The 20,718-nt window shown below is 67.2% G+C and carries 19 protein-coding genes and 2 tRNA genes; 17 read left to right on the forward strand and 4 right to left on the reverse strand.

Going from position 1 to position 20,718, the window contains the following annotated elements; all coding sequences use genetic code 11:
* The first annotated feature begins 55 nt into the window (after nucleotides 1–55).
* The 8 genes from J2744_RS04940 to J2744_RS15305 all read left to right on the forward strand — a co-directional run bounded on the left by J2744_RS04940 (nucleotide 56) and on the right by J2744_RS15305 (nucleotide 6,531).
* On the forward strand, nucleotides 56–940 hold the full coding sequence (locus J2744_RS04940; RefSeq protein ID WP_209545299.1) for a DNA adenine methylase: 885 nt from the start codon (nucleotides 56–58) through the stop codon (nucleotides 938–940).
* A gap of 74 nt (nucleotides 941–1,014) precedes the next feature.
* Entirely contained in the window at nucleotides 1,015–2,109 is a 1,095-nt protein-coding gene (locus tag J2744_RS04945) for a restriction endonuclease, SacI family (protein WP_209545301.1), read from the forward strand.
* Nucleotides 2,110–2,169: 60 nt separating this feature from the next.
* Nucleotides 2,170–2,415 carry a PadR family transcriptional regulator gene (locus tag J2744_RS04950; protein ID WP_321169787.1) on the forward strand — a complete coding sequence of 82 codons (246 nt, stop codon included), beginning with the start codon at nucleotides 2,170–2,172 and terminating at the stop codon, nucleotides 2,413–2,415.
* Between the two features lie 161 nt (nucleotides 2,416–2,576).
* Nucleotides 2,577–2,660 (forward strand) — tRNA-Leu (locus J2744_RS04955).
* A gap of 585 nt (nucleotides 2,661–3,245) precedes the next feature.
* A complete protein-coding gene (locus J2744_RS04960; RefSeq protein ID WP_209545303.1) occupies nucleotides 3,246–4,901 on the forward strand; it encodes a CTP synthase in 1,656 nt (551 codons plus the stop codon).
* Nucleotides 4,902–5,819, forward strand: coding sequence for a glutamine-hydrolyzing GMP synthase (guaA, locus tag J2744_RS04965; RefSeq protein ID WP_209545305.1), 918 nt, complete (start codon nucleotides 4,902–4,904; stop codon nucleotides 5,817–5,819).
* On the forward strand, nucleotides 5,819–6,199 hold the full coding sequence (locus tag J2744_RS04970) for a DUF7126 family protein (RefSeq protein ID WP_209545312.1): 381 nt from the start codon (nucleotides 5,819–5,821) through the stop codon (nucleotides 6,197–6,199). The genes guaA and J2744_RS04970 overlap by 1 nt, the downstream gene beginning before the upstream one ends.
* Nucleotides 6,196–6,531 carry a glutaredoxin family protein gene (locus tag J2744_RS15305; RefSeq protein WP_209545314.1) on the forward strand — a complete coding sequence of 112 codons (336 nt, stop codon included), beginning with the start codon at nucleotides 6,196–6,198 and terminating at the stop codon, nucleotides 6,529–6,531. Before J2744_RS04970 ends, J2744_RS15305 begins: the two co-directional genes overlap by 4 nt.
* Nucleotides 6,532–6,572: 41 nt before the next feature.
* On the opposite strand, the gene J2744_RS04980 is transcribed toward J2744_RS15305, so the two are convergent.
* Nucleotides 6,573–8,222 (reverse strand): HVO_2922 family protein, encoded by a 1,650-nt coding sequence (locus J2744_RS04980; protein WP_209545316.1) that lies wholly within the window; start codon nucleotides 8,220–8,222, stop codon nucleotides 6,573–6,575.
* A gap of 118 nt (nucleotides 8,223–8,340) precedes the next feature.
* Here J2744_RS04980 and J2744_RS04985 point away from each other — a divergent pair, with 118 nt between their 5' ends.
* Complete coding sequence (locus J2744_RS04985; protein WP_209545318.1) at nucleotides 8,341–9,525, forward strand: metal-dependent hydrolase family protein; 1,185 nt, start codon at nucleotides 8,341–8,343, stop codon at nucleotides 9,523–9,525.
* 83 nt (nucleotides 9,526–9,608) lie between these two features.
* Nucleotides 9,609–11,777, forward strand: coding sequence for an NAD-dependent DNA ligase LigA (gene ligA, locus J2744_RS04990; protein WP_209545319.1), 2,169 nt, complete (start codon nucleotides 9,609–9,611; stop codon nucleotides 11,775–11,777).
* Between the two features lie 73 nt (nucleotides 11,778–11,850).
* Here ligA and J2744_RS04995 read toward each other — a convergent pair whose 3' ends face one another.
* Nucleotides 11,851–13,266 carry a GntP family permease gene (locus J2744_RS04995; protein WP_209545321.1) on the reverse strand — a complete coding sequence of 472 codons (1,416 nt, stop codon included), beginning with the start codon at nucleotides 13,264–13,266 and terminating at the stop codon, nucleotides 11,851–11,853.
* Between the two features lie 282 nt (nucleotides 13,267–13,548).
* Here J2744_RS04995 and J2744_RS05000 point away from each other — a divergent pair, with 282 nt between their 5' ends.
* The 4 genes from J2744_RS05000 to J2744_RS05015 all read left to right on the forward strand — a co-directional run bounded on the left by J2744_RS05000 (nucleotide 13,549) and on the right by J2744_RS05015 (nucleotide 17,304).
* The gene (locus J2744_RS05000; RefSeq protein ID WP_209545323.1) at nucleotides 13,549–14,535 is read left to right on the forward strand and encodes an ABC transporter ATP-binding protein; all 987 of its coding nucleotides are present in this window, start codon (nucleotides 13,549–13,551) and stop codon (nucleotides 14,533–14,535) included.
* Nucleotides 14,532–15,347, forward strand: coding sequence for an ABC transporter permease (locus tag J2744_RS05005; protein WP_209545325.1), 816 nt, complete (start codon nucleotides 14,532–14,534; stop codon nucleotides 15,345–15,347). The genes J2744_RS05000 and J2744_RS05005 overlap by 4 nt, the downstream gene beginning before the upstream one ends.
* 131 nt (nucleotides 15,348–15,478) lie before the next feature.
* Nucleotides 15,479–16,141, forward strand: a complete 663-nt coding sequence (locus tag J2744_RS05010; protein WP_209545328.1) for an MjaI family restriction endonuclease — start codon at nucleotides 15,479–15,481, stop codon at nucleotides 16,139–16,141.
* A gap of 50 nt (nucleotides 16,142–16,191) precedes the next feature.
* Nucleotides 16,192–17,304 (forward strand): DNA-methyltransferase, encoded by a 1,113-nt coding sequence (locus tag J2744_RS05015; RefSeq protein ID WP_209545330.1) that lies wholly within the window; start codon nucleotides 16,192–16,194, stop codon nucleotides 17,302–17,304.
* 214 nt (nucleotides 17,305–17,518) lie between these two features.
* Here the strand turns inward: J2744_RS05015 and J2744_RS05020 are convergent.
* Nucleotides 17,519–17,592, reverse strand: a tRNA-Val gene (locus tag J2744_RS05020).
* A 60-nt stretch (nucleotides 17,593–17,652) separates the two neighbouring features.
* Between J2744_RS05020 and J2744_RS05025 the strand changes: the two genes are divergently transcribed.
* From J2744_RS05025 to J2744_RS05035, 3 genes are all read left to right on the forward strand, one after another.
* Nucleotides 17,653–18,132, forward strand: a complete 480-nt coding sequence (locus tag J2744_RS05025) for a DUF192 domain-containing protein (RefSeq protein WP_209545331.1) — start codon at nucleotides 17,653–17,655, stop codon at nucleotides 18,130–18,132.
* A gap of 67 nt (nucleotides 18,133–18,199) precedes the next feature.
* Complete coding sequence (locus tag J2744_RS05030) at nucleotides 18,200–18,616, forward strand: SHOCT domain-containing protein (RefSeq protein ID WP_209545333.1); 417 nt, start codon at nucleotides 18,200–18,202, stop codon at nucleotides 18,614–18,616.
* Nucleotides 18,617–18,748: 132 nt separating this feature from the next.
* Nucleotides 18,749–19,429 (forward strand): hypothetical protein, encoded by a 681-nt coding sequence (locus J2744_RS05035; protein ID WP_209545335.1) that lies wholly within the window; start codon nucleotides 18,749–18,751, stop codon nucleotides 19,427–19,429.
* Between the two features lie 50 nt (nucleotides 19,430–19,479).
* On the opposite strand, the gene J2744_RS05040 is transcribed toward J2744_RS05035, so the two are convergent.
* Nucleotides 19,480–20,625 (reverse strand): ABC transporter ATP-binding protein, encoded by a 1,146-nt coding sequence (locus J2744_RS05040; protein ID WP_209545344.1) that lies wholly within the window; start codon nucleotides 20,623–20,625, stop codon nucleotides 19,480–19,482.
* Between the last annotated feature and the right edge of the window lie 93 nt (nucleotides 20,626–20,718).

The following is a 20,718-nucleotide window of genomic DNA, read 5'->3' on the forward strand; positions in this document are numbered from 1 at the left end:
CTGGTACCGACATCGGGAATCCTTATAACCGATAGCGAACCAACTCAAACCACGTATGGCCAAGGCGCTTCCATTTCGCTGGTACGGCGGTAAATACAGCCACCTCGATTTTATACTCTCACAGCTTCCGCAGACGCACCAGTACGTGGAGCCGTTCGGCGGAAGCGCCGCAGTCCTCATCAACCGGGAGCCGAGCCCGGTCGAGACGTACAACGACCTCGACGGGGACGTGGTGACGTTCTTCAAGGTTCTCCGCGAGAACAGAGACGAGCTCCTGGAAAACATCGCGCTGACGCCGTTCAGCCGGGAGGAACTCGCACACGCCGTCGAACAACAAAACAACGATGAGTTGAGCGACATGGAGCAGGCCCGGTTGTTCTTCGTCCGGGCGGGACAGACCCGGTCCGGGTTGGCTCAGGAAGCCACTCCAGGGCGATGGGCGTACTGTAAATCCACCTCGCGTCGGGACATGTCCGGAGCGGTCTCCCGCTGGCACGGGCGGCTCGAACAGCTGTACGATGTTGCGGACCGGCTTCGTCGGGTTCAGATCGAGAACAAGCCCGCCATCGAGGTCATCGAGCGTCACGACGACGAAGAGACCCTCTTCTACTGCGACCCGCCGTACCCGCACGAGACGAGAGGCGACACCAACTCGTACGGTCACGAGATGACGGACGACGACCACCGAGAGTTAGCCGAGGTCCTCCGGAACGCGGAGGGGAAGGTCGCCGTGTCGGGGTACAAATGCGACCTGTACGAAGAGGTGTTCGAGGAGTACGGGTGGAACCGGGTCGACGCCGAGGAGAAGACGATGCACACGACGAAAGACCAGCGGCAGGAGAGCCTCTGGTTGAACTACGAGCCGCCGAACCGCGATGTCGACCCCGGTCTCGACAAGGACGCCGACCAGCAAACCCTGCTCGAAGCGTCGGACGAGTAGATACCTCTCTTCTTCCTTTGTATCGGTTTTAGCCGACATTTGTTATTTCTGCGCCATATCGGAACCATGAGCCGGTGTCTGATTTGGCGGAAGAAAATGTCAGTCCTGAAGCGGCCTCGGAGATCCTGAACCGCGAGTGGAAGCATGTTCTGTCCGACGACGCGACCGAGTACGTCGACGACTCGTTCGTCCAGTCGAACGTACGCGACGTGTTAACCGATTCGAGCAAGACGTATCGGTACATACTGGTGAACGCCGCCCTCTCGAAGGCGGCGAATCCCGAGATCCACTATCGGGCGCTACAGGCGGGCTCCTCGCTCGACGGGGCGTACGACGCCCGCTCCGTCGCACACAAGGCCCTCGTTCCGTGGGAAAAAGATCACGGCGAGCGGCTCGGCGGCAGTCCGGAGCCCTTCGTGAACAATCCCGCTCGCCATCCCGAGGTCGACACCGGCAACCGCGCCCGCTCCAGTCGGAAACAGGAGCGGCTCTACAACCTCTTACAGCGGCTGGAGGACAAAGTCGCGCAGGGCGCCCTCGAACCCACCGACGTCCTCCGGGAGACCTTACAAGCGGTTTCCGAGTTGGAATCGAAGACGGTCGAGTTCGAGTCCCCGTCTGCCGCGCCGTACGAGCTAATCGCGGACAAAATAGAGCGGTACATAACCGAATCCGGAAACGGCGAGCGGCTTCCCGCCGTCGTCGCGGGCATCGTCCGGACGTACTACGACCACGCGGGAGGGGAGGACTGGCGGGTGGACTGCGAGCACGCCAACGTCTCCGACGAGTTCTCGAACGCGGCGGGCGACGTTGAAATCTTCCGCGGTGATGCGTTACACAAAGCGATTGAGGTCAAGGACAAGCCGGCCACTCGAAGCTCCGTTCAACACGCCGTCGAGAAGGGCCGGCTGAACGAGCTCGGGGAGTATCTGTTCGTTCTGGGTGCCGGGTTTCGCTCCGGCGAGGAGCGTGACGCGCGGCAAGCGGCCGAAGACGCGCCCATCGAACTCATTTTTATTACTCCCGAAGAGCTTCTGGGGACGCTGAAGCTCGTCGACGACGCCGATCGGCTCTCCTTCCTCGAGGCGGTCGGTGAGTTCCTGAACGACATGCGAGCGAACCAGTCGAACAAGAGGGCGTTCACGGAGTTAGTCGATTCCATCGACTGACTATGTCGTCTGTAACCGATATAATGTAAATAACGGATACAACCGAACCAGACAGACGTCGTGTCTCTCATCGGCGAAACCAAACTTCGGATACTGCGTCTTCTCGATGACGCCCCGTCTCACGGGTACAAGATACACAAGGAAATCGGCGTCACCACGTCGACCGTCTACCAGCACCTCAACGAGCTTGAAGCGGCGGGGATGATCGAACCGCACTCCGTCGACGGCGACACGCGAACTCGAACGGAGTACACCCTCACCGATGACGGGCGTCAGTTGCTCGATCTGCTCTCGCAAGACGAGTAACGAAGTCTTGTGGAACGTATACGCCCGACAACGCACGAGACAGTCCGTCGTTTACCTGATTCTCCTGGCGGTTTCCGGCCGCGTTTCGGAACTCGCGCACAGGGTCTACGAACCCGAATCGGAGGCTTAAACCTTCATCAGGGTATTTGTCCCGAGTGCGTGCGAGGGTAGCCAAGCCCGGAAACGGCGGCGGACTCAAGATCCGCTCCTGTAGAGGTCCGTGGGTTCAAATCCCTCCCCTCGCATCGCCGGGGTCCACCCCCCGTGATGCGGAAGACGCTCTCGGAGCGCTCTTCCCTCGCAAAACTTCATTCGAACGCCGCGAGCGACTGCTATCTCAAATTCCTGCGGTGGCGCGTGCCTCCGAGCGCCCTGTAGGCGCGAGGAGCACGCGCGAGGGAGTCGGTGGTCCGGAGCGAAGCGGAGGACCACCGACGAGGCTGGGGAGGCGTGAGGTGCGGTTGCTGTGCGGGGCGGGACTCAAAGGGGCAGCCGTGAGGACGAAGCCCGGCGCAGTAAGCACCGCAGGGAGCGAGTAGAACGAGCGACTGAGGAGCGCAGCAAGCCGCGCGAGTCCTCGCGGCTGGGGCTTTGGCGGTGTTGCCGCCGATCCGCCAGCACTCATTTATAAGCGAGCGGCAGAGGCCTTGGAGACGTTCGCGGGCTCCCCGCCCAACGATTTGTAGATAACCCCCCGGCACGACGCAGGCATCTCTCACGCCGCCACGACCAACCGCTCAACAGCGTATTGACACGTCCGAAAACGACACGAACGTCCAGCAAAGTCCGGGGTCCGAAACGGTTTTGACCCGGCCTGCCGGACGGTCGATATGCCAGCAGATCCCGACACGGGGTACGACCCCTCGCTGGGTCGGAAGTTCGTGTTCGTCACGGGCGGTGTGATGTCCGGGCTGGGCAAGGGCATCACCGCCGCCAGCACCGGGCGCCTTCTCGCCAACGCGGGCTTCGACGTCACCGCGGTCAAGGTGGACCCCTACCTCAACGTCGACGCCGGGACGATGAACCCGTACGAGCACGGCGAGGTGTACGTCCTCAAGGACGGCGGCGAGGTCGACCTCGATCTGGGCAACTACGAGCGCTTCCTCGGCACCGACATGACGTTCGATCACAACGTCACCACGGGGAAGACGTACGAGCACGTCATCGAGCGCGAGCGCGCCGGCGACTACCTCGGCAAGACCGTCCAGATCATCCCCCACGTCACCGACGACATCAAGCGCCGGATCCGCGAGGCCGCCGAGGGGTCGGACGTCTGTCTCGTCGAGATCGGCGGGACGGTCGGCGACATCGAGTCGATGCCGTTCCTCGAAGCGCTCCGCCAGTTCGCCCACGAGGAGGACGACGAGGACATCCTCTTCACCCACGTCACGCTCGTCCCCTACTCGAAGAACGGCGAGCAGAAGACGAAGCCCACCCAGCACTCCGTGAAGGAACTGCGCTCGATCGGGCTTCAGCCGGACATCCTCGTCGGGCGATCCGAGGACCGGCTGGACCCGGAGACGAAAGAGAAGATCGCCTTATTCTGCGACGTGCCCACGGACGCCGTCTTCTCGAACCCGGACGTCGAGGACATCTACCACGTCCCGCTGATGGTCGAAGACGAGGGGTTAGACGAGTACGTGATGGAGCGGCTCGGTCTCGTCGACGAGGCGCTCCCGAAGGCGGACCGCTCGACCGAGTGGCGCGACCTGGTCACGCGCGACCGCGACCGCGAGATCGACGTGGCGCTCGTCGGGAAGTACGCCCTCGAAGACGCGTACATGTCGATCCACGAGGCGCTGAAACACGCAGGGATCCAGACCGAGACCGAGGTGAACGTGCTGTGGGTCGACGCCGACGAGACCAGCGCGGAACACGAGAAGCGCCTCGCCGAGGCGGACGCCGTCGTCGTCCCCGGCGGCTTCGGCTCCCGGGGGACCGACGGGAAGATCGAGGCGATCCGCTACGCCCGCGAGAACGACGTGCCGTTCCTCGGGCTCTGCCTGGGCTTCCAGATGGCGGTCGTCGAGCACGCGCGCAACGTCCTCGGTCTCTCTGACGCCCATTCCGCGGAGATCGACCCCGACACGCCCCACCCGGTCATCGACCTGCTCCCCGACCAGTACGAGACGGAGGACATGGGCGGGACGATGCGGCTCGGTGCCCACGAGACCGACATCGAGCCGGGCACGCTCGCGGCGCGGGTGTACGGCGCCGACGCCTGTACCGAGCGCCACCGCCACCGCTACGAGGTGAACCCCGAGTACATCGACGCGCTGGAGGCCGACGGCCTCGTCTTCTCCGGGCGCGCCGACAACCGGATGGAGATCTTAGAGCGCCCGGCCCACCCGTTCTTCTTCGGGACGCAGGCGCACCCCGAGTTCCGGTCGCGGCCGGACCGCGCGAGTCCCCCGTTCGTCTCTCTCGTCGAGGCGGCGCTGGAATCGACGGACACAACCGAGCGGAACGCGGACGTGAGGCTATAGATGGTCGAGACGGAGGAATTCATCGCGGAGGCGAAAGCGGAGATCCGGGAGGCGATCGGCGACGCGAACGCCGTGATCGCCCTCTCGGGCGGCGTCGACTCCTCGGTCGCGGCGACGCTCGCGTACGAGGCGGTCGGCGACCAGCTCACCCCCGTCTACGTCGACACGGGGCTGATGCGGAAGGGGGAGACCGAAGAGATCCGCGACACCTTCTCGTTCATGGAGTCGCTGCGGGTGATCGAGGCGCAAGACCGGTTCTTCGACCGCCTCGAAGGCGTCACCGACCCCGAGGAGAAGCGCCACGTCATCGGCGAGGGGTTCATCGACGAGTTCGAGACGGTCGCGCGCGACGTCGACGCCGACTACCTCGTTCAGGGGACGATCTACCCCGACCGGATCGAGTCGGAGGGGAACATCAAGTCGCACCACAACGTCGGCGGGCTCCCCGAGGTCGTCGACTTCGAGGGGATCGTCGAGCCGGTCCGCGACCTCTACAAGGACGAGGTCCGCGAGGTCGCCCGCGCGCTCGGCTTAGAGGAGATCATCTCCGAGCGGATGCCGTTCCCCGGTCCCGGGCTCGCCGTCCGGATCGTCGGCGAGGTGACGCCGGAGAAGGCGGCCGTCGCCCGCGAGGCGACCCACGTCGTCGAGGAGGAACTGGCGGAGTACGACCCGTGGCAGGCGTTCGCCGCGGTCCTCGGGAAGGCGACGGGCGTCAAGGGCGACAACCGCGTCCACGGCTGGGTGGTCGCGGTGCGCTCCGTCGAGAGCCGCGACGGGATGACCGCCCGCGCGCAGGAGCTGGACTGGAGCACGCTCCAGCGGATCCAGAGCCGGATCACCGGCGAGAACGAGAACGTGGCGCGCGTGGTGTACGACGTGACCCACAAGCCGCCCGCGACGATCGAGTACGAGTGATGGCGGGGACCCACGCCCGGCCCGACGGCGGTCGCGCCGCGGGACCGATCGCCGTCGTCGCCGGGTCCGACCAGAACGGTCTCGGCGAGGAGCTCGCCGCGCTCGGCGTCGAGATCCGCCGCATCGACGGTCTCGTCACGGCGACGAAACTCGAGGGAACCGGGATCGCCGACGCCGCCTACTTCGTCCTCACCGACGTCGAGGAGGCGACCGGGATCCCGGTCGCGAAGGAGCTGAACCCGAACGTCCGGGTCGTCACCTACGCGAGCCGGTCGCTGCCGGAGTTCGTCGCGACGGTCGCCGACCTCGCGGTCGACCCCGACCTGCTGGACGCCGCGACGGTCGCCGAGGAGCTGACGGGCGACGACTCGGAAGCGTGACCGGGGACGGCGAGCCGACGGACGGCGGAAGGGACGGCGAGGCAGCCGCGAGCGACGGGTCGACCGACGACGACGCCACGGCCCTCCCGGTCACCCTCTACACCCGCGAGGACTGCTCGCTGTGCGTCGTCGCCCGCGAGACGATCGAGTCGGTCGCGGCCGACCTCGACGGCGTGACGGTCGCGCTCGACGAGGTCGACGTCGACACGGACCCGGAGCTGGCCGAAGAGTACGGCGAGCGCGTCCCGTACGTGCTCGTCGACGGCCACCCGGCGTTCAAGTACGAGGTCGACGAGCGCGAGCTGCGCTTGAAGCTGTTGGCGGCGACCTGACTCGGAAAACGCCGCGACCGACCGCGACGGACCGCTTCCTGCTACTCCTGCTTCTCGACCGTCTCCGCGCCGGGGGCGTTCGCCTTCACGCGCGTCACGGCCTCGACGGCGTTCGACCGGGAGGCGTACCCCTCGCCGGAGTCGGCGAGGACGTTGCCGTTGCGGTGGCGGAGCCGCCAGCGCCACTCCTCGGCGGCGTCCTCGTAGATCTCGAACGCCGCGCTGCCAGCCGCGAGGGCGCTCGCGTCGGGCGCGTACTCGCTCACGCGCTCGACGGCTTCGACGGCGTTCGACCGGGAGGCGTACCCCTCGCCGGAGTCGGCGATGACGTTCCCGTTGTCGTGGACGAGCCGCCAGCGCCACGATCCGCCCCTGTCCTCGTAGGTCTCGAACGTCGCCTTGCTCTCGCCGTCGCCCGCTCGTCCCTCCGCGTCCTCGTCGTCGGGGAATTCGAGGCCCGCGCCGCCCGCGTTCGACCTGACGCTGTCGAGTCCCTGCTGGGCCTTCTGTCGGGAGGCGTACCCCTCGCCGGAGTCGGCGAGGACGTTGCCGTTCTCGTGGACGAGCCGCCAGCGGTACTCGCCGGCGGCGTCGCGGAACACCTCGAACGCCGCGGGGTCGATCCGGAGGTAGTCCGCGGCCGCGACGTGGTCGCGCAGCTTCGAGAGCGCGCGCTTCGCGTTCGACCGGGAGGCGTACCCCTCGCCGGAGTCGCCGACGACGTTACCGTTGTCGTGGCGGAGTCGGAAGCGCCACTCGTCGGCGGCGTCCGCGTACAGCTCGAAGGTCGCTTGGCTCTCCGGTGCGTCGTCGTCGTCCGGGATGGCGACGTCCGGCTTCGCGGCGTCGGCCGGCTCCGGGCCGTCGTCGTCGGCGACCGCCTCCGCCTCCGCGACCGGGGTCTCGATCCGGAGGAGCCCCGCGCCGAGCGCGTTCCGCCGGACGCTGTGGAGGCCCTGCTGGGCCTTCCCGCGGCTGCTGTACCCCTGTCCGGACGAGGCGATGACGTTGCCGTTGCGGTGGCGGAGCCGCCAGCGGGGCTTCCCGCCCGCGTCCTCGAACAGCTCGAACCGGGCCTTGCTCTCGCGCAGCGCCGCGGTCTCCGTCCGGGCCGATTCGAGCGCCGACTCCGTCTCCGACAGCTCCTCGCGGGTCGTTTCCAACTCCGACTCGGTCGCGTCCAGCTCCGCGGTCGTCTCCTTGGCCGCCTCGGTCGCCGCGGCCGCCTCGCCCCGCAGCCGCTCGTAGTCTTCGTACACCGGATCGGAGAGCAGCGGGACGACCGTCCCGGCGAGACCGATCAGCAGCAGTCCGACGCCGTACACCGTGATCACGGTCGGGTCGCCGGTCGCGGTGAACCACCCGTCGGGGAAAATGTTTACGAACCACACGACGCCGAGGACGCTGACGGCCGTCCCCAGGTAGCCGAGGTAGGTTCCGGCTCGCCGGAGCGGGAAGCGGATGACCGCCCCGAGCATGACGAAGGGCGGCGCCAGCGCCGCGAGCGCGTACGCGATCCCCCGCGTCGTCGACTCCGAGCCGGTGAGGAAGAACAGCGCGACGCCGGCCAGCCCGAGCAGCATCCCGAACCCGAACAGCCAGTAGCCGTTCACCTCGTCGTTCGTCGTCGGCGTCCCGATCCGACGTTCGTACAGTCCGCCGGCCTGATCTGATTTGTTATCAGTTCCCATATTCAAGGACAACTCCGGCTACCCGGTTATAAGTAGGGGAGGATAGGGCGGTCCGACGCGGGACTCCCCGACTACCGCGACCCGAGCGTTTACCACGGAGACGCTCCCTCGTGGTGGTATGTACGTACTGCGAGGCGGTCGCGTGGCGGACGCCGCGGGGACCCGCGAGGCCGACGTGGCGGTCGCGGACGGGGAAATCGTCGCGGTCGGCGACCCGGAAGCGGTCGACGACGCGGTCGAAGCGCACGACGACGGGGAGCCACCCGAGGTCGACGCCGACGGGAAGGTCGTCGCGCCCGGGCTGATCGACGCGCACGTCCACGCCATGATGGACGGGCGGCCGGACGTCTCGACCGCGGTCTCGGACAGCGACTACACGGCGAGCTACCGGACCGCGAGCAACCTGGAGGCGGCGGTCGAAGCGGGCGTCACGACGGTGCGCGACCTCGGGAGCCGCGAGACGCTCGCGCTCGACGCCGCGGAGGCGGTCGCCGCCGGCGACATCGACGGCCCGCGCGTCCTCGCGTGCGGCCGCAACGTGATCATGACCGGCGGCCACGGCAACTGGTTCGGTCGCGAGGCCGACGGTCCCGCGGAGGTGCGGAAGGCGGCCCGCGAGCAGCTGAAGGCGGGCGCGGACGTGCTCAAGTGCATGGCCACCGGCGGCGTCCTCACCGAGGGCGCGGTGACGGGCGCCCCCGAACTCACCCCCGAGGAGCTTGCGGCGTTCACCGACGCGGCCGCGCCGACCGACACGCCGACCGCGGCCCACGCCCACGGCGAGGAGGGGATCAAAAACGCCGTCGAGGCCGGCATCTCCAGTATCGAACACGGGACGTTCATGGATCGGGAGGCCGCCGAGATGATGGCCGAGCGCGGCACCTACTGGGTGCCGACCGCGAGCGCGCTCCGCGGCATCGTCGAGCACGGCGTCGAGGCCGGTATCCCCGAGGACGCCGTCGCGAAGGCGGAAGACGCGGCGAACCGCTTCGACGACGCGTGGGACCACGCGCTCGACGCGGGCGTCCCCATCGCGATGGGGACCGACGCGGGCACCCCGTTCAACTTCTTCGAGGACATTCCCCAGGAGCTGGCGCACATGGTCGAGTACGGTCTCTCGCCGGAGCGGGCGCTGGAGGCGGCCACCGTCAACGCCGCGGACCTGCTCGGACTCGACGACGTCGGGCGCGTCGAGGAGGGGTACCAGGCCGATCTCGTCGTCCTCGACGCCGACCCGACCGAAGACGTCGAAGCGTGGCAGGAGCCGGAGGCGGTGTTCGCGCGCGGCGAACGCGTCGCCTGACGGCGGTCGAACCGCGACTTCTCGGACCACCCCGCGCCGCTCGAAACGGTTATTTTTACCCCGCGCCGCCCCACCTTCCGCCGATGACGACCTCGTCGACCCGGCACGCGGACCCGGACGAGAACCCCTACGTCGAGGACCCGCCGACCGACTTCGACCCGGTCGACGACCTCTCCGAAGACGAGGCCGCCGAGCAGGCCGACCTGCTCCGCGCCGCGGTCCGCGAGCACGACCATCGGTACTACGTCGAGGCCGCCCCCCTGATCTCCGACGAGGCGTACGACCGGCTGTTCGCCCGGCTGCGGGACCTCGAAGACGCGTTCGACCTCCCGACCGAGAACTCGCCGACCGGCCAGGTCGGCGGCGAGCCGCTCGACGCGCTGGAGACGGTCGAGCACGTCGCGCCGATGCTCTCCATCGACAACGCGACCGACGCCGCGGCGGTCCGCGAGTTCGACGAGCGCGTCCGCGAGGGGCTGGCGGACGCGGCCGAGTCGGGCGACCTCTCCGGGTTCGGCCCCGACGACCTCGCGTACGTCTGCGAGCCGAAGTTCGACGGTCTCTCGATCGAGGTGGTGTACGAGGACGGCGAGTACGTCCGCGCGGCCACCCGCGGCGACGGCCGCGAGGGCGACGATGTCACCGAGCAGGTCCGCACGATCCGTTCGGTCCCCGGCCGCCTGCGCGGCGACGACCACCCCGACCGGCTCGCGGTCCGCGGCGAGGCCTACATGCCCCGCGACGCCTTCGAGACGTACAACGAGGCGCTGATGGAGCGCGGCGAGGAGCCGTTCGCGAACCCGCGCAACGCCGCGGCCGGCACGCTCCGCCAACTGGACCCCGCGGTCGTCGCCGAGCGCCCCCTCGACGTCTTCTTCTTCGACGTGCTCGCGTGGGAGGCGGACGATGACGGTCCCGAGCGGCCCGCGCGCCACCGCGATGCGCTCGACGCCTTCGAGTCGCTCGGTCTCCGCCGGAACGACCGAGTCGCGGTCGTCGACAGTATCGAGGCCGCGATCGACTACCGCGACGAGATACTGGCCGCCCGCGAGGACCTGAACTACGCGGTCGACGGCGTCGTGATCAAGGTCGACGCCCTCGCGCACCGTGCGGCGCTCGGGACCACGTCGCGCGCGCCGCGCTGGGCGTTCGCCCACAAGTTCCCGCCGCGGACCGCGACGACGACCGTTGAGGGCGTCACGGTTCAGGTGGGCCGCACCGGGCGGCTCACGCCCGTCGCCGAACTGGACCCCGTCGACGTCGGCGGCGTCACCGTCTCGCGCGCGACCCTCCACAACCCCGCCGAGATCGAGGCGCTCGGCGTGAACGTCGGCGACCGCGTCCGGATCTACCGCGCGGGCGACGTGATCCCCTACGTCCCGGAGGTCGTCGAGAAGCGCTCCGAGGGGACCTACGCGTTCCCCGACGCGTGCCCCGTCTGCGGGGCCGACGTCGAGCGGGACGGCCCGCTCGCGTTCTGTACCGGCGGACTGGGCTGCTCCGCCCAGCTGGAGCGGGCGGTCGAACACTGGGCGCGCCGCGACGCGCTCGACGTTGAGGGGCTGGGTCCGGAGCGGGTCGAACAGCTCCGCGAGACCGGCCTCGTCGAGTCGCTGCCGGACCTCTACGACCTGACCGCCGCGGCGCTCGCCGAGCTGGAGGGGTGGGGCGAGACGAGCGCCGAGAACCTGATCGCCGAACTCGATGCGACCCGAGACCCGCCGCTCGACGACTTCCTCGCCGGGCTGGGGATCCCCGACGTGGGCGCGACGACGGCCCGGGCGCTCGCCGCGCACTTCGGGACGCTCGACGCCCTCCTCGACGCGGACGAGGCGGCCCTCCGCGAGGTCGACGATGTCGGTCCCGAGGTGGCCGCGTCGATCCGGACCTTCCTCGACCGCGAGGAGAACCGCGCGGCGATCGACGGACTCCGCGAGCGCGGCGTCGACCCCGAGCCGTTCGAGACCGACGCGGCCGACGGACCGACCGACGCGCTCGACGGACTCACCTTCGTGTTCACCGGTTCGCTCTCCGTCCCGCGGAGCGAGGCGCAGACGCACGTCGAGGCGCACGGCGCGTCGGCGACGTCGAGCGTCTCCGGGAACACCGACTACCTCGTCGCCGGCGAGAGTCCGGGGCGGTCGAAGCGCGACGACGCGGCCGCCGAGGACGTGCCGGTCGTCGACGAGGCCGAATTTGCCGACCTGCTCGAAGCGCGCGGCGTCGACTGGCCGCCCGAGGGCGACGAGTAGCGGCGAGTCGATTCTCGGCGGAGCCGTTCGAGAAAAACTGTCCGGACGAGTCGGTGAAACGACCCGACCGGAGTCAGACGAGCGGAACGATCCTGGAGACGATCAGCACGGTCACGAGCCCGGTCACCGAGATGATCGTCGTGAGGGCGGTCCACGTCTGGAGCGTCTCCCGCTTGGTGAGTCCTCCGATCTCGCTGACGAGCCAGAAGCCGGAGTCGTTGAACCACGAGAAGATGTTCCCGCCGGCGCCGATGACCATCACGAGGTAGGCCGGGTGGACGGTCAGCTGGCCGGTGAGCGGCGCCATGATCCCCGCGGCGGTCAGCATCGCGGCCGTGGCCGACCCCTGTGCGACGCGCACGATCGCGGCGATGAGCCAGGCCGTGATCAGCAGGCCGATACCCACTTCCTGGAGCGCGTTGGCCAGGTAGTCACCGATCCCGGAGGCGGCGAGCAGCGCGCCGAACGCCCCGCCGGCCGCCGTGATCGCGGCGATGTTCCCGCCGCTCTGGAGCGCTTCGGTGAGTTCGTCGCTCCACTCGCTCTGACTCATGTCTTCGAAGCGGTAGAACGTGTACGCGGCCGCGAGCGCGGCGATCGTCAGCGCGACGTTCTTGTTCCCGATGAAGTCCGTGACCGGTTGTACCGAGGTCAGGACCGGAAACAGGTCTTGGAACGTGTTGACGAACGTCGAGGACGCGATCAGCAGGACCGCAAGCAGGATCGGCGCCAGCGACTCGATCACTCCCGGAAGCTCGCTGGTCGGCCGGTCCGCGACCTCCTGTAGCTCGTCCGTCGAGGTCGACATCGTGTCTCGCAGCGGAATGTCGAGCCGGTTGTTGATCCAGCGTCCGTAGACGAGTCCGGAGACGATCGCTGCCGGGATGGCGACCACCAGTCCGACGACGATGGTCGTGAACAGGTTGCTCCCGACCTGATCGGCGACCGCGAGCGGGCCGGGCGTGGGCGGGACGAACACGTGCGTCGTCGCGGCCCCCGCGCCGACGACGACGATGAACAGCGTGTAGTCCCGACCGACGCGGGCGCGCATCGACCGGGCGAGCGGTGCCATGAGGTAGAACACGCTGTCGAAGAACACCGGAATCGCGAGCACCGAACTGCTCCCGAGCAGCGCGATGTCCGAGTTGCTCTCGCCGAGTACGCCTTGGAACCCGCGGACGATCCGCTGTGCCGCGCCGCTCTCTAACATCCCTTTCCCGATTATCGCGGCCATCAGGATCGGTATCCCGATCCCCGCCATACCGTTGCCGAACGCCGTCGCGACTTGGCTGCCGGCGTCGGCGGCTGTGAAGTCGGCGACGAAGATCGTGTTCACTACGCCGACCAGGAACGCCGAGATGATCAGCCCGATGAACGCCGGGAGGTCCAGCCACACCAGTAGGGCCACCACAATTATCAGGCCAATTATGAACGTTAGTAGCGGACTGTGCGCAAACTCGACAGCTGCCTGAAGTGGTATCGGAACCATACCGATGAGGTATGTATGATATTATCATTTAAATTTTTCCACGAGGACAGATCTCCGTTCATAAGCGTTAAAACGCCCAAAATCTGTTCTCTTTCTCCCGCCTACCGGTTCGTCTCGCTTGGCGAAAAGCAGTCAGAGAACTACGAATTGATCTTTATTACTTTTGAGCAAACACTTCCGACGGCGGCAGACTGGTGTGTTCTCCGACATAGTTCTCGAGTGAACGGGCGTTGCGCGTCTCGACCCGCAACCCTTTATCAACTCACGCCGGAACCGGAAGGCATGACCGCGATCGAACTGCGGAGTGTGACGAAGGCGTTCGCCGACGTCACGGCCGTTCATGACCTCGACCTCACCGTCGAAGACGGCGAGGTGTACGGGTTCCTCGGGCCGAACGGCGCCGGCAAGTCCACGACGATCGACATGCTCCTCGACCTCGTCCGCCCCACTACGGGGACGGTCCGCGTCCTCGGGGCCGACGTCGCGGCCGACGGGGTCGAGATCCGCCGGCGGACCGGTGTGCTCCCGGACGGCTTCTCGGTGTACAACCGGCTTTCCGGGCGAAAACACGTCGAGTTCGCCGTCGAGTCGAAGGACGCGGACGACGACCCGGACGCGCTGCTCGACCGCGTCGGTCTCGACGGCGACGGCGACCGCTCCGCCGGCGAGTACTCGAAGGGGATGCGCCAGCGGCTCGCCCTCGCGATGGCGCTCGTCGGCGACCCCGACCTGCTGATCCTCGACGAGCCCTCCTCCGGTCTCGACCCCGCCGGGGCGAAGGAGATGCGCGAAATCGTCCGGACGGAGGCCGACCGCGGCGCCACCGTCTTCTTCTCGTCGCACCTCCTCGGGCAGGTCGACGCCGTCTGCGACCGCGTCGGCATCCTCCGCGACGGCGAGCTGGTCGCCGAGGACTCCGTCGAGGGCCTCCGCGAGGCGGTCGGCGGCGAGGAGACGCTGGAGGTCGCGGCCGCGGGCGCCGACGACGACGCGGTCGCGGCGGTCCGCGCGCTCGCCGGCGTCTCCGGCGTCACCCGCGATGGCGACGATCTGGTGGTGAACTGCGCCAGCGACGCGAAGACCGACGTGATCGCCGCCCTGGAGGACGCCGGCGTCGCGGTCGACGACTTCCACACCCGCGAGGCGTCGCTGGAGGACCTCTTCTTGGCGTACACGGAAGGCGACGCGGCGGAGCGCGACGGCGGCGTCCCCGATTCCGCACCTGACGCGGCGGACGACGATCCGGTGACCGAGGAGGTGGACCGATGAGCCTCGCCGCGATCGCCCGGAAGGACTTCCAGGAGACGGTCCGGTCGCGCGGCATGATCGCTCTCGTGGCGCTGTTCTCGCTGCTCGTCGCGGCGTTCGCGTACGCCGTGCGGCCGACGGGCGGGAACGAGCAGTTCGCCACCGAGGTGCTGTTGAGCGTCTTCATCGGTCCCGTTCTCGTGACGACGCTCGTGCCGCTCGTCGGCGTCGTCGTCGGCTACAACGCGGTCAGCGGCGAGCGCGAGTCCGGCTCGCTGAAGCTCCTCCTGTCGCTGCCGCACTCGCGGGCCGACGTCGTCTTCGGCAAGGTCGTCGGCCGCGGCGCGGCGCTCGCCCTCGCGGTGTTCGCCGGCTTCCTGCTCCCCGCGCTGGTGTTGATGGTCGCTCCCGTCGTGTTCAACGCCGGCGCGTTCCTCGGATACACCGTGTTCGCGGCCGCGCTCGGCGTCGTGTTCGTCGCCATCTCCGTCGGCTGTTCGGCGGCGTCGTCGACCCAGCGCCGGACGCTCATCGGCGGCGTCGCGATCTACGTCCTCTTCGTCATCCTGTGGAGCACGCTCACCGGCCGGCTGGTCGGGGCCGCCAGCCCCCTCGTCGACGCGCTCCCGGTGTCGGCGACGCAGCTCCGGGTGTTCCTTCAGGTGTCGAATCCCACGACCGCGGTGGAGGCGTTATCGAACGCCTTCCTCGGCCAACAGCTGTTCAGCGGCGAGACCGCGAACCAGCAGCTCTCGGCGGCCGCGATGCTCGTTTTCTGGACGCTCGCGCCGCCGCTCGCGGGACTCCTGAAGTTCGACGCGGACGATCTGTAAGCGATCCACCCTTCTCGGATCGCGACAGTTCGGAAGGATCTGTCGAAATACGCGAGCACGGCCGACACCCGTTTTTATTTTCTGAGTTCGTAGCCTAGATATTTTTCACATCTTAATATGTATGGAGAATTATGTCCGGAGAAGACGAGTTCAGGATATCTGAGGATGAGCGTGACCGATTAGTTGCAGAGGAGGTTGAGGGGTTCCCGGTCGACAATCCGAAATACACGACGTACCTGTTGAGACCCGCGGTCAACCTCTCACAGTCTAACCGTCCGAAGGTAGTCGGACAAATGAGTGATATTATCGAGGAGTTCCGGCAGAAACACCCTGATGGGACGTTTGAAGACTGGGTGAACTACTACAAAGAGGAGTACGACGGAGACGATCGACTTGCGGAAGCCACCGAGATCGCGTACCCGATGGTTGAAAAAATGCGAGCTGCGTTCGAGCAGATTAACGAGGATATGACACATGACTTTCTTCGTGATCTGGTCCTGTTCAAAACCTACGAGGGCTTCGACGTTCAGGAAACGGTACTGAGGAAACTGGGCGAGATGTACGATGAAGATGTGACTCGTGCGACCGCTGAGGACGAAAGCAAAGGTATTGACGGCTACATCGGTGACCAGCCTGTTCAAATTAAACCAGTCACATACCCGGACGACCTTCAGGAGGGAATCGATGTCCCGATCGTCACCTATGACGAGAACAAATCGAACAAAGCGATGACGGTCAACGCGTCCGAATTAAGCGAGGAGATGTACAGCGAAAGCGGAGACGAGGATGACTGATCCCGAACTCCACCAATAACTACAAACACCCGCATGAGTAGCTTGTACGCATGGAAACTGCCCACGATATTTTCATCGGGAACTCGCACTCGCTGTCAGAGATAGAGGACGACGGTGTCGAACTCGTCGTGACTTCTCCGCCGTACCCGATGATCGAGATGTGGGACGACCTCTTCTTCTCGCTGAACGCAGACATCGAAACGTCTCTCGACGACGGTGACGGTCGGCGGGCCTTCGACCTGATGCACGAGGAACTCGCCAAGACGTGGGACGAAGTCGAACGGGTCCTCGTTGACGGCGGCATTGCGTGTATTAATATCGGAGACGCGACTCGGAAGGTGGACGACAGTTTCAGAGTCTACCAGAACCACGCGCGTATCACCGAGTACTTCGACGACATGGGGTTCGAACCCCTCCCGGACATCCTCTGGCGAAAACCCGCCAACTCGGCGGCGAAGTTCATGGGATCGGGGATGATGCCGCCGAACGCGTACGCGACGCTCGAACACGAGTACCTGCTCGTCTTCCGGAATGGGAAACAGAGCCGAGAGTTCCCGTCCGGGAACGACGTCCGATACGAGTCGGCGTACTTCTGGGAAGAGCGTAACGAGTGGTTCTCAGACGTCTGGGAAGACGTTCGCGGAACGTCTCAGGAGCTAGCGGACGCCGATACCGAACTCAGGGACCGTTCGGCCGCGTACCCGTTGGAAATCCCGTATCGGCTCATCAACATGTACAGCGTCTACGGTGACACCGTTCTCGACCCGTTCTGGGGAACCGGAACGACCTCTCTGGCGGCGATGATCGCCGGCCGGAACTCCGTCGGCTACGAACTCCGAGAAGAGTTCACGGAGGTCTTCGACGCCGCTGTTTCCGAGGTTGCGGAGCTCGCTCACGCCACGGTGTCGAAACGAATTCGAGACCACGAGGAGTTCGTCGAGCAACGCTTGGAAGACGGCAAGGAGTTCAAATACGACGCCGAAAACTACGACTTCCCGGTCACGACGAAACAAGAGAAGCTGCTCCAACTCTACACGATCGACGACGTCGAGCAGACGGCGGACGGATACACCGTAACGCACACACCGTACAACGAATCCGAGTCAATCGCCTCAGGATCGGGAGATCAGGGACAGGCAACCCTCGGAAGTCAGTTCCAGTAGTTTCCCCCAAAGAGTTCGAACCGCGCCCCTCCACACCTGCGGCTCGCGAGTTGCTCGCCGCAGGAAGTGGGCTCGGGCGGGTTCGAACCTCGGTCGCTCCCGTTCGCTCGCTGCTCGCGGCTTCGCCGCTCGCTCACCTCCCGCTCCCTGCTTCGAACCCGCCCTCGAACACGCACGTTGCTGTCGCTCGCGGAGTTGCTCGCGACAGCAATAGTGGGCTCGGGCGGGTTCGAACCGCCGATCTCAGCCTTGTAAAGGCCGCGTCATAACCAGCTAGACCACGAGCCCTCACCGAAACAACCCTCCGAGAGCGGAAAACGATTTCCTTCCGCGACGCGAACCTCGACCGTGAACCGCCGCCTTATCGGGGTCCCGGCCGCCCTCGCGCTGATCGCCCTCGCCGGAGCCGCCGTCGCCGCGACGACCCCGGCCCTCCTGATCACCGGCTACGACACCGCCACGGTCGAGGCCGTCGACGGCGACACCGGCGAGTCGCTCGCGACCGTCGACGCCCGGGTCGCGGACGGCTTCGTGAAGCGGTACGTCGGGCTCTCCGCGACCGAGGAACTCGGCGAGCGCGAGGGGATGTTGTTCGTCCACGCCGACTCCGCGGAGCGCGCCTACGTGATGCGCGACATGGTGTTCGCGCTCGACATCGTCTTCGCCGACGCGAACGGGACCGTCACGACGATCCACGAGGCGGCGCCGGAGTCGCGGCCGCTCACCCGCTACGAGGGGACCGGGCGATACGTCCTCGAAGTGCCGCGCGGGTGGAGCGACCGTCACGGGGTCGACCGGGGCGACCGACTGGTGATCGACCGGTCGTGAGGCCGCCGCTCGGCCGGGGCGGTCCACCGACGAAACCGCTTTCAGCCTCGCAGGCGTCGCTGCGAGTATGACCGGACTCGCCCGCCGGGCCGCATGGAACCTCCGCCACCGCTGGCGGCGGATCTTCGCGCTCTGCGTCGTCGGCGTCGGTGTCGCCGCTCCTCTCCTCACCAACCTCTGGTGGACCCTCCCGATCGTGTGGTTCTTCGGTCTCGGCATCGCCCTCCCCGTCCTCCACACTCTGACGAAGCCGGTCCCGGACGCCGACCCCGACGACCGCGAGGACGCGACCGGCGACCCCGCGCTCGACGCGCTCCGCGAGCGGTACGCCAACGGCGAAATCGACGAGCGGGAGTTCGAGCGCAAACTCGACCGCCTGCTGGAGACCGAGGACGCCGAGACGGTCGACGATTCGGCCGACGGCGACGTCGCCGACCGTGTCCGAGGCGGCATCCGCCGGGAGATGGAGCGGATCCGGGAGTGACCGATCGACGTTCCCCGCCGCGGGTGCGACCGACACCGTTTTGCGGACCGACTGCGACCCGGTCGAACGTGTTCGAACCGACCGACGGTTGGCCGACACGCGGCGCCGCAGCGCGGCCGAGAGGTGCGTGAGATGTTCCCCGAAGCCCTCCGCTACCCGGTCGCCGACCGAGCGCGGCTGGACGGCACCGCGAAGTGCCTCGCGGCGCTGCTCCTCGGCGGGGCGCTGCTCCGGATCGCGGCGAGCCTCTGGCCGGACTGGGCGCTGCTGGCGCCGCTGCTGCTGGCCGTCGGCCCGCTCGCCGCGTTCCTCGGTCTCGTCGGGGGCGTGCTCGCGGGGGACGGGTTCCCGTCGGTCGCGACGGGGACCACGGCGCGACTCGCCGGACGGCTCTTCGGCGTCGCCGCCGTCTATCTCACCCCCGCGGTCGTCACCGTCGTCGGCGTCGGCTACGTCGTCGCGACCGGGACGATCCCGAGCGCGCTGAGCGGCGTGGGACTCGCGACGCTCGCGACCGTCGCGCTCCTCGTCACGGTCGTCTGCGCGTACCTCTTCCCGTCGGCGGCGGCCGTGAGCGTTCGCGAGGGACTCCGCGCCGGCCTCCGACGGGACGCTCTCCGCGGGACCGCCTCCAGTTCGTACTTCCTCGCGTGGGTCGGCGCGACGGTCCTCGTGGTCGTCGCGTGGACCGCGCTCGCGACGACGGCCACGCGGAGCGTCGCCGCGCTCGTCGCGCTCGCGTGGAGCGCGTACGCCCACGTCGCCGCCGCGGCGCTGCTCACCGAGGGGGTCGGCCGGACCAAGTACTGGTGACCGGGACGAGCGAACCGTTCGAAAAAAACCGCGTCGACGCGTGACGCCGGTCAGAGATCGATCTGCTCGGCCGCGTCCTCCATCGACCGGTTGTGGAGCGCCTCGCCCGTGGCGCGGTCGAAGAGGTGGACCGCGTCCTCCGGGATCCGCGCGGTCACCGTGTTCCCCTCGCTGACACGGTTGAACCCGTCTATCGTCGCGACGAGCGCCTCCGCGTGCTCGGGGTCGGCGTCGGGGTCGAAGTGGAGGTACACCGTGTTCTCGTCGCCCATCGGTTCGACGACGTCGACGGTGGTCTCGAACTCATGGTCGCCCGCCTCGTCGACGAGCTCGACGGCCTCGGGGCGGATCCCCAAGACGAGGTCGGTCACGTCACCGAGATCCGACCGGACGTCCTCGTCGATCGGGTACTCGAAAACGTCGGCCACCAGCCGGTCGCCCTCCAGCGTCACGTCGAAGAAGTTCATCGACGGCTCGCCGAGGAAGCTCGCGACGAACTGGTTGGCCGGCTCGTGGTAACACTCCAGCGGCGTCGCGACCTGCTGGAGCTCGCCCGCGTCGAGGATGGCGATCCGATCGCCCATCGTCATCGCCTCCGTCTGGTCGTGGGTGACGTACACCGTGGTCACGCCGAGGTTGTTCTGGAGCCGCTGAAGCTCGGTCCGCATCTCCGCGCGGAGCTTCGCGTCGAGGTTGCTGAGCGGCTCGTCCATCAGGAAGACCTCGGGATCGCGGACGATGGCGCGACCGAGCGCGACGCGCTGCTGCTGGCCGCCGGAGAGGTCGGTCGGCTTTCGGTCGAGCAGCTCCGAGATGCCGAGCATCTCGCCCGTCTCGGACACCATCTGGTTGATCTCGTCGTCCGGGAGGTCGGTCGACTCCTCGAGACCGAACGACATGTTCTGCCGGACGCTCATGTGCGGGTAGAGCGCGTACGACTGGAACACCATCGCGATGTTCCGGTTCTGTGATTTCACGTCGTTGACGACGCGGTCGTCGATGCTGAGCGTGCCGGCGGTGATCGTCTCCAAGCCGGCGATCATCCGGAGCGTCGTGGACTTCCCGCAGCCGGACGGACCGACGACGACGAGGAACTCGCCGTCGTCGATCGACATCGAGACGTCGTCGACCGCGACGATCTCCTCGTCTCCGTCCTGGAACGTCTTCGTTATCGAGTCGAGTTCAAGCGTTGCCATATCTTTGAGTTGTGGTCGGTGTCGTGTAGTCGTTTTCGCGCCGCGCCGCGCCGCAGTCCGCACGCCCCCGTCTCGGGCGATGCCCGTCGCCGG

The organism is Halorubrum trapanicum, from assembly GCF_017873555.1.
Lineage (GTDB): Archaea > Halobacteriota > Halobacteria > Halobacteriales > Haloferacaceae > Halorubrum > Halorubrum trapanicum.

Excerpts from the sequence above, each read along its gene's own strand:
- J2744_RS04940 (WP_209545299.1), top strand. The coding sequence starts at position 56 with ATGGCCAAGGCGCTTCCATTTCGCTGGTACGGCGGTAAATACAGCCAC.
- J2744_RS04960 (WP_209545303.1), top strand. The coding sequence starts at position 3,246 with ATGCCAGCAGATCCCGACACGGGGTACGACCCCTCGCTGGGTCGGAAG.
- guaA (WP_209545305.1), top strand. The coding sequence starts at position 4,902 with ATGGTCGAGACGGAGGAATTCATCGCGGAGGCGAAAGCGGAGATCCGG.
- J2744_RS04970 (WP_209545312.1), top strand. The coding sequence starts at position 5,819 with ATGGCGGGGACCCACGCCCGGCCCGACGGCGGTCGCGCCGCGGGACCG.
- J2744_RS04980 (WP_209545316.1), bottom strand. The coding sequence starts at position 8,222 with ATGGGAACTGATAACAAATCAGATCAGGCCGGCGGACTGTACGAACGT.
- J2744_RS04985 (WP_209545318.1), top strand. The coding sequence starts at position 8,341 with ATGTACGTACTGCGAGGCGGTCGCGTGGCGGACGCCGCGGGGACCCGC.
- ligA (WP_209545319.1), top strand. The coding sequence starts at position 9,609 with ATGACGACCTCGTCGACCCGGCACGCGGACCCGGACGAGAACCCCTAC.
- J2744_RS04995 (WP_209545321.1), bottom strand. The coding sequence starts at position 13,266 with ATGGTTCCGATACCACTTCAGGCAGCTGTCGAGTTTGCGCACAGTCCG.
- J2744_RS05000 (WP_209545323.1), top strand. The coding sequence starts at position 13,549 with ATGACCGCGATCGAACTGCGGAGTGTGACGAAGGCGTTCGCCGACGTC.
- J2744_RS05005 (WP_209545325.1), top strand. The coding sequence starts at position 14,532 with ATGAGCCTCGCCGCGATCGCCCGGAAGGACTTCCAGGAGACGGTCCGG.
- J2744_RS05010 (WP_209545328.1), top strand. The coding sequence starts at position 15,479 with ATGTCCGGAGAAGACGAGTTCAGGATATCTGAGGATGAGCGTGACCGA.
- J2744_RS05015 (WP_209545330.1), top strand. The coding sequence starts at position 16,192 with ATGGAAACTGCCCACGATATTTTCATCGGGAACTCGCACTCGCTGTCA.
- J2744_RS05030 (WP_209545333.1), top strand. The coding sequence starts at position 18,200 with ATGACCGGACTCGCCCGCCGGGCCGCATGGAACCTCCGCCACCGCTGG.
- J2744_RS05035 (WP_209545335.1), top strand. The coding sequence starts at position 18,749 with ATGTTCCCCGAAGCCCTCCGCTACCCGGTCGCCGACCGAGCGCGGCTG.
- J2744_RS05040 (WP_209545344.1), bottom strand. The coding sequence starts at position 20,625 with ATGGCAACGCTTGAACTCGACTCGATAACGAAGACGTTCCAGGACGGA.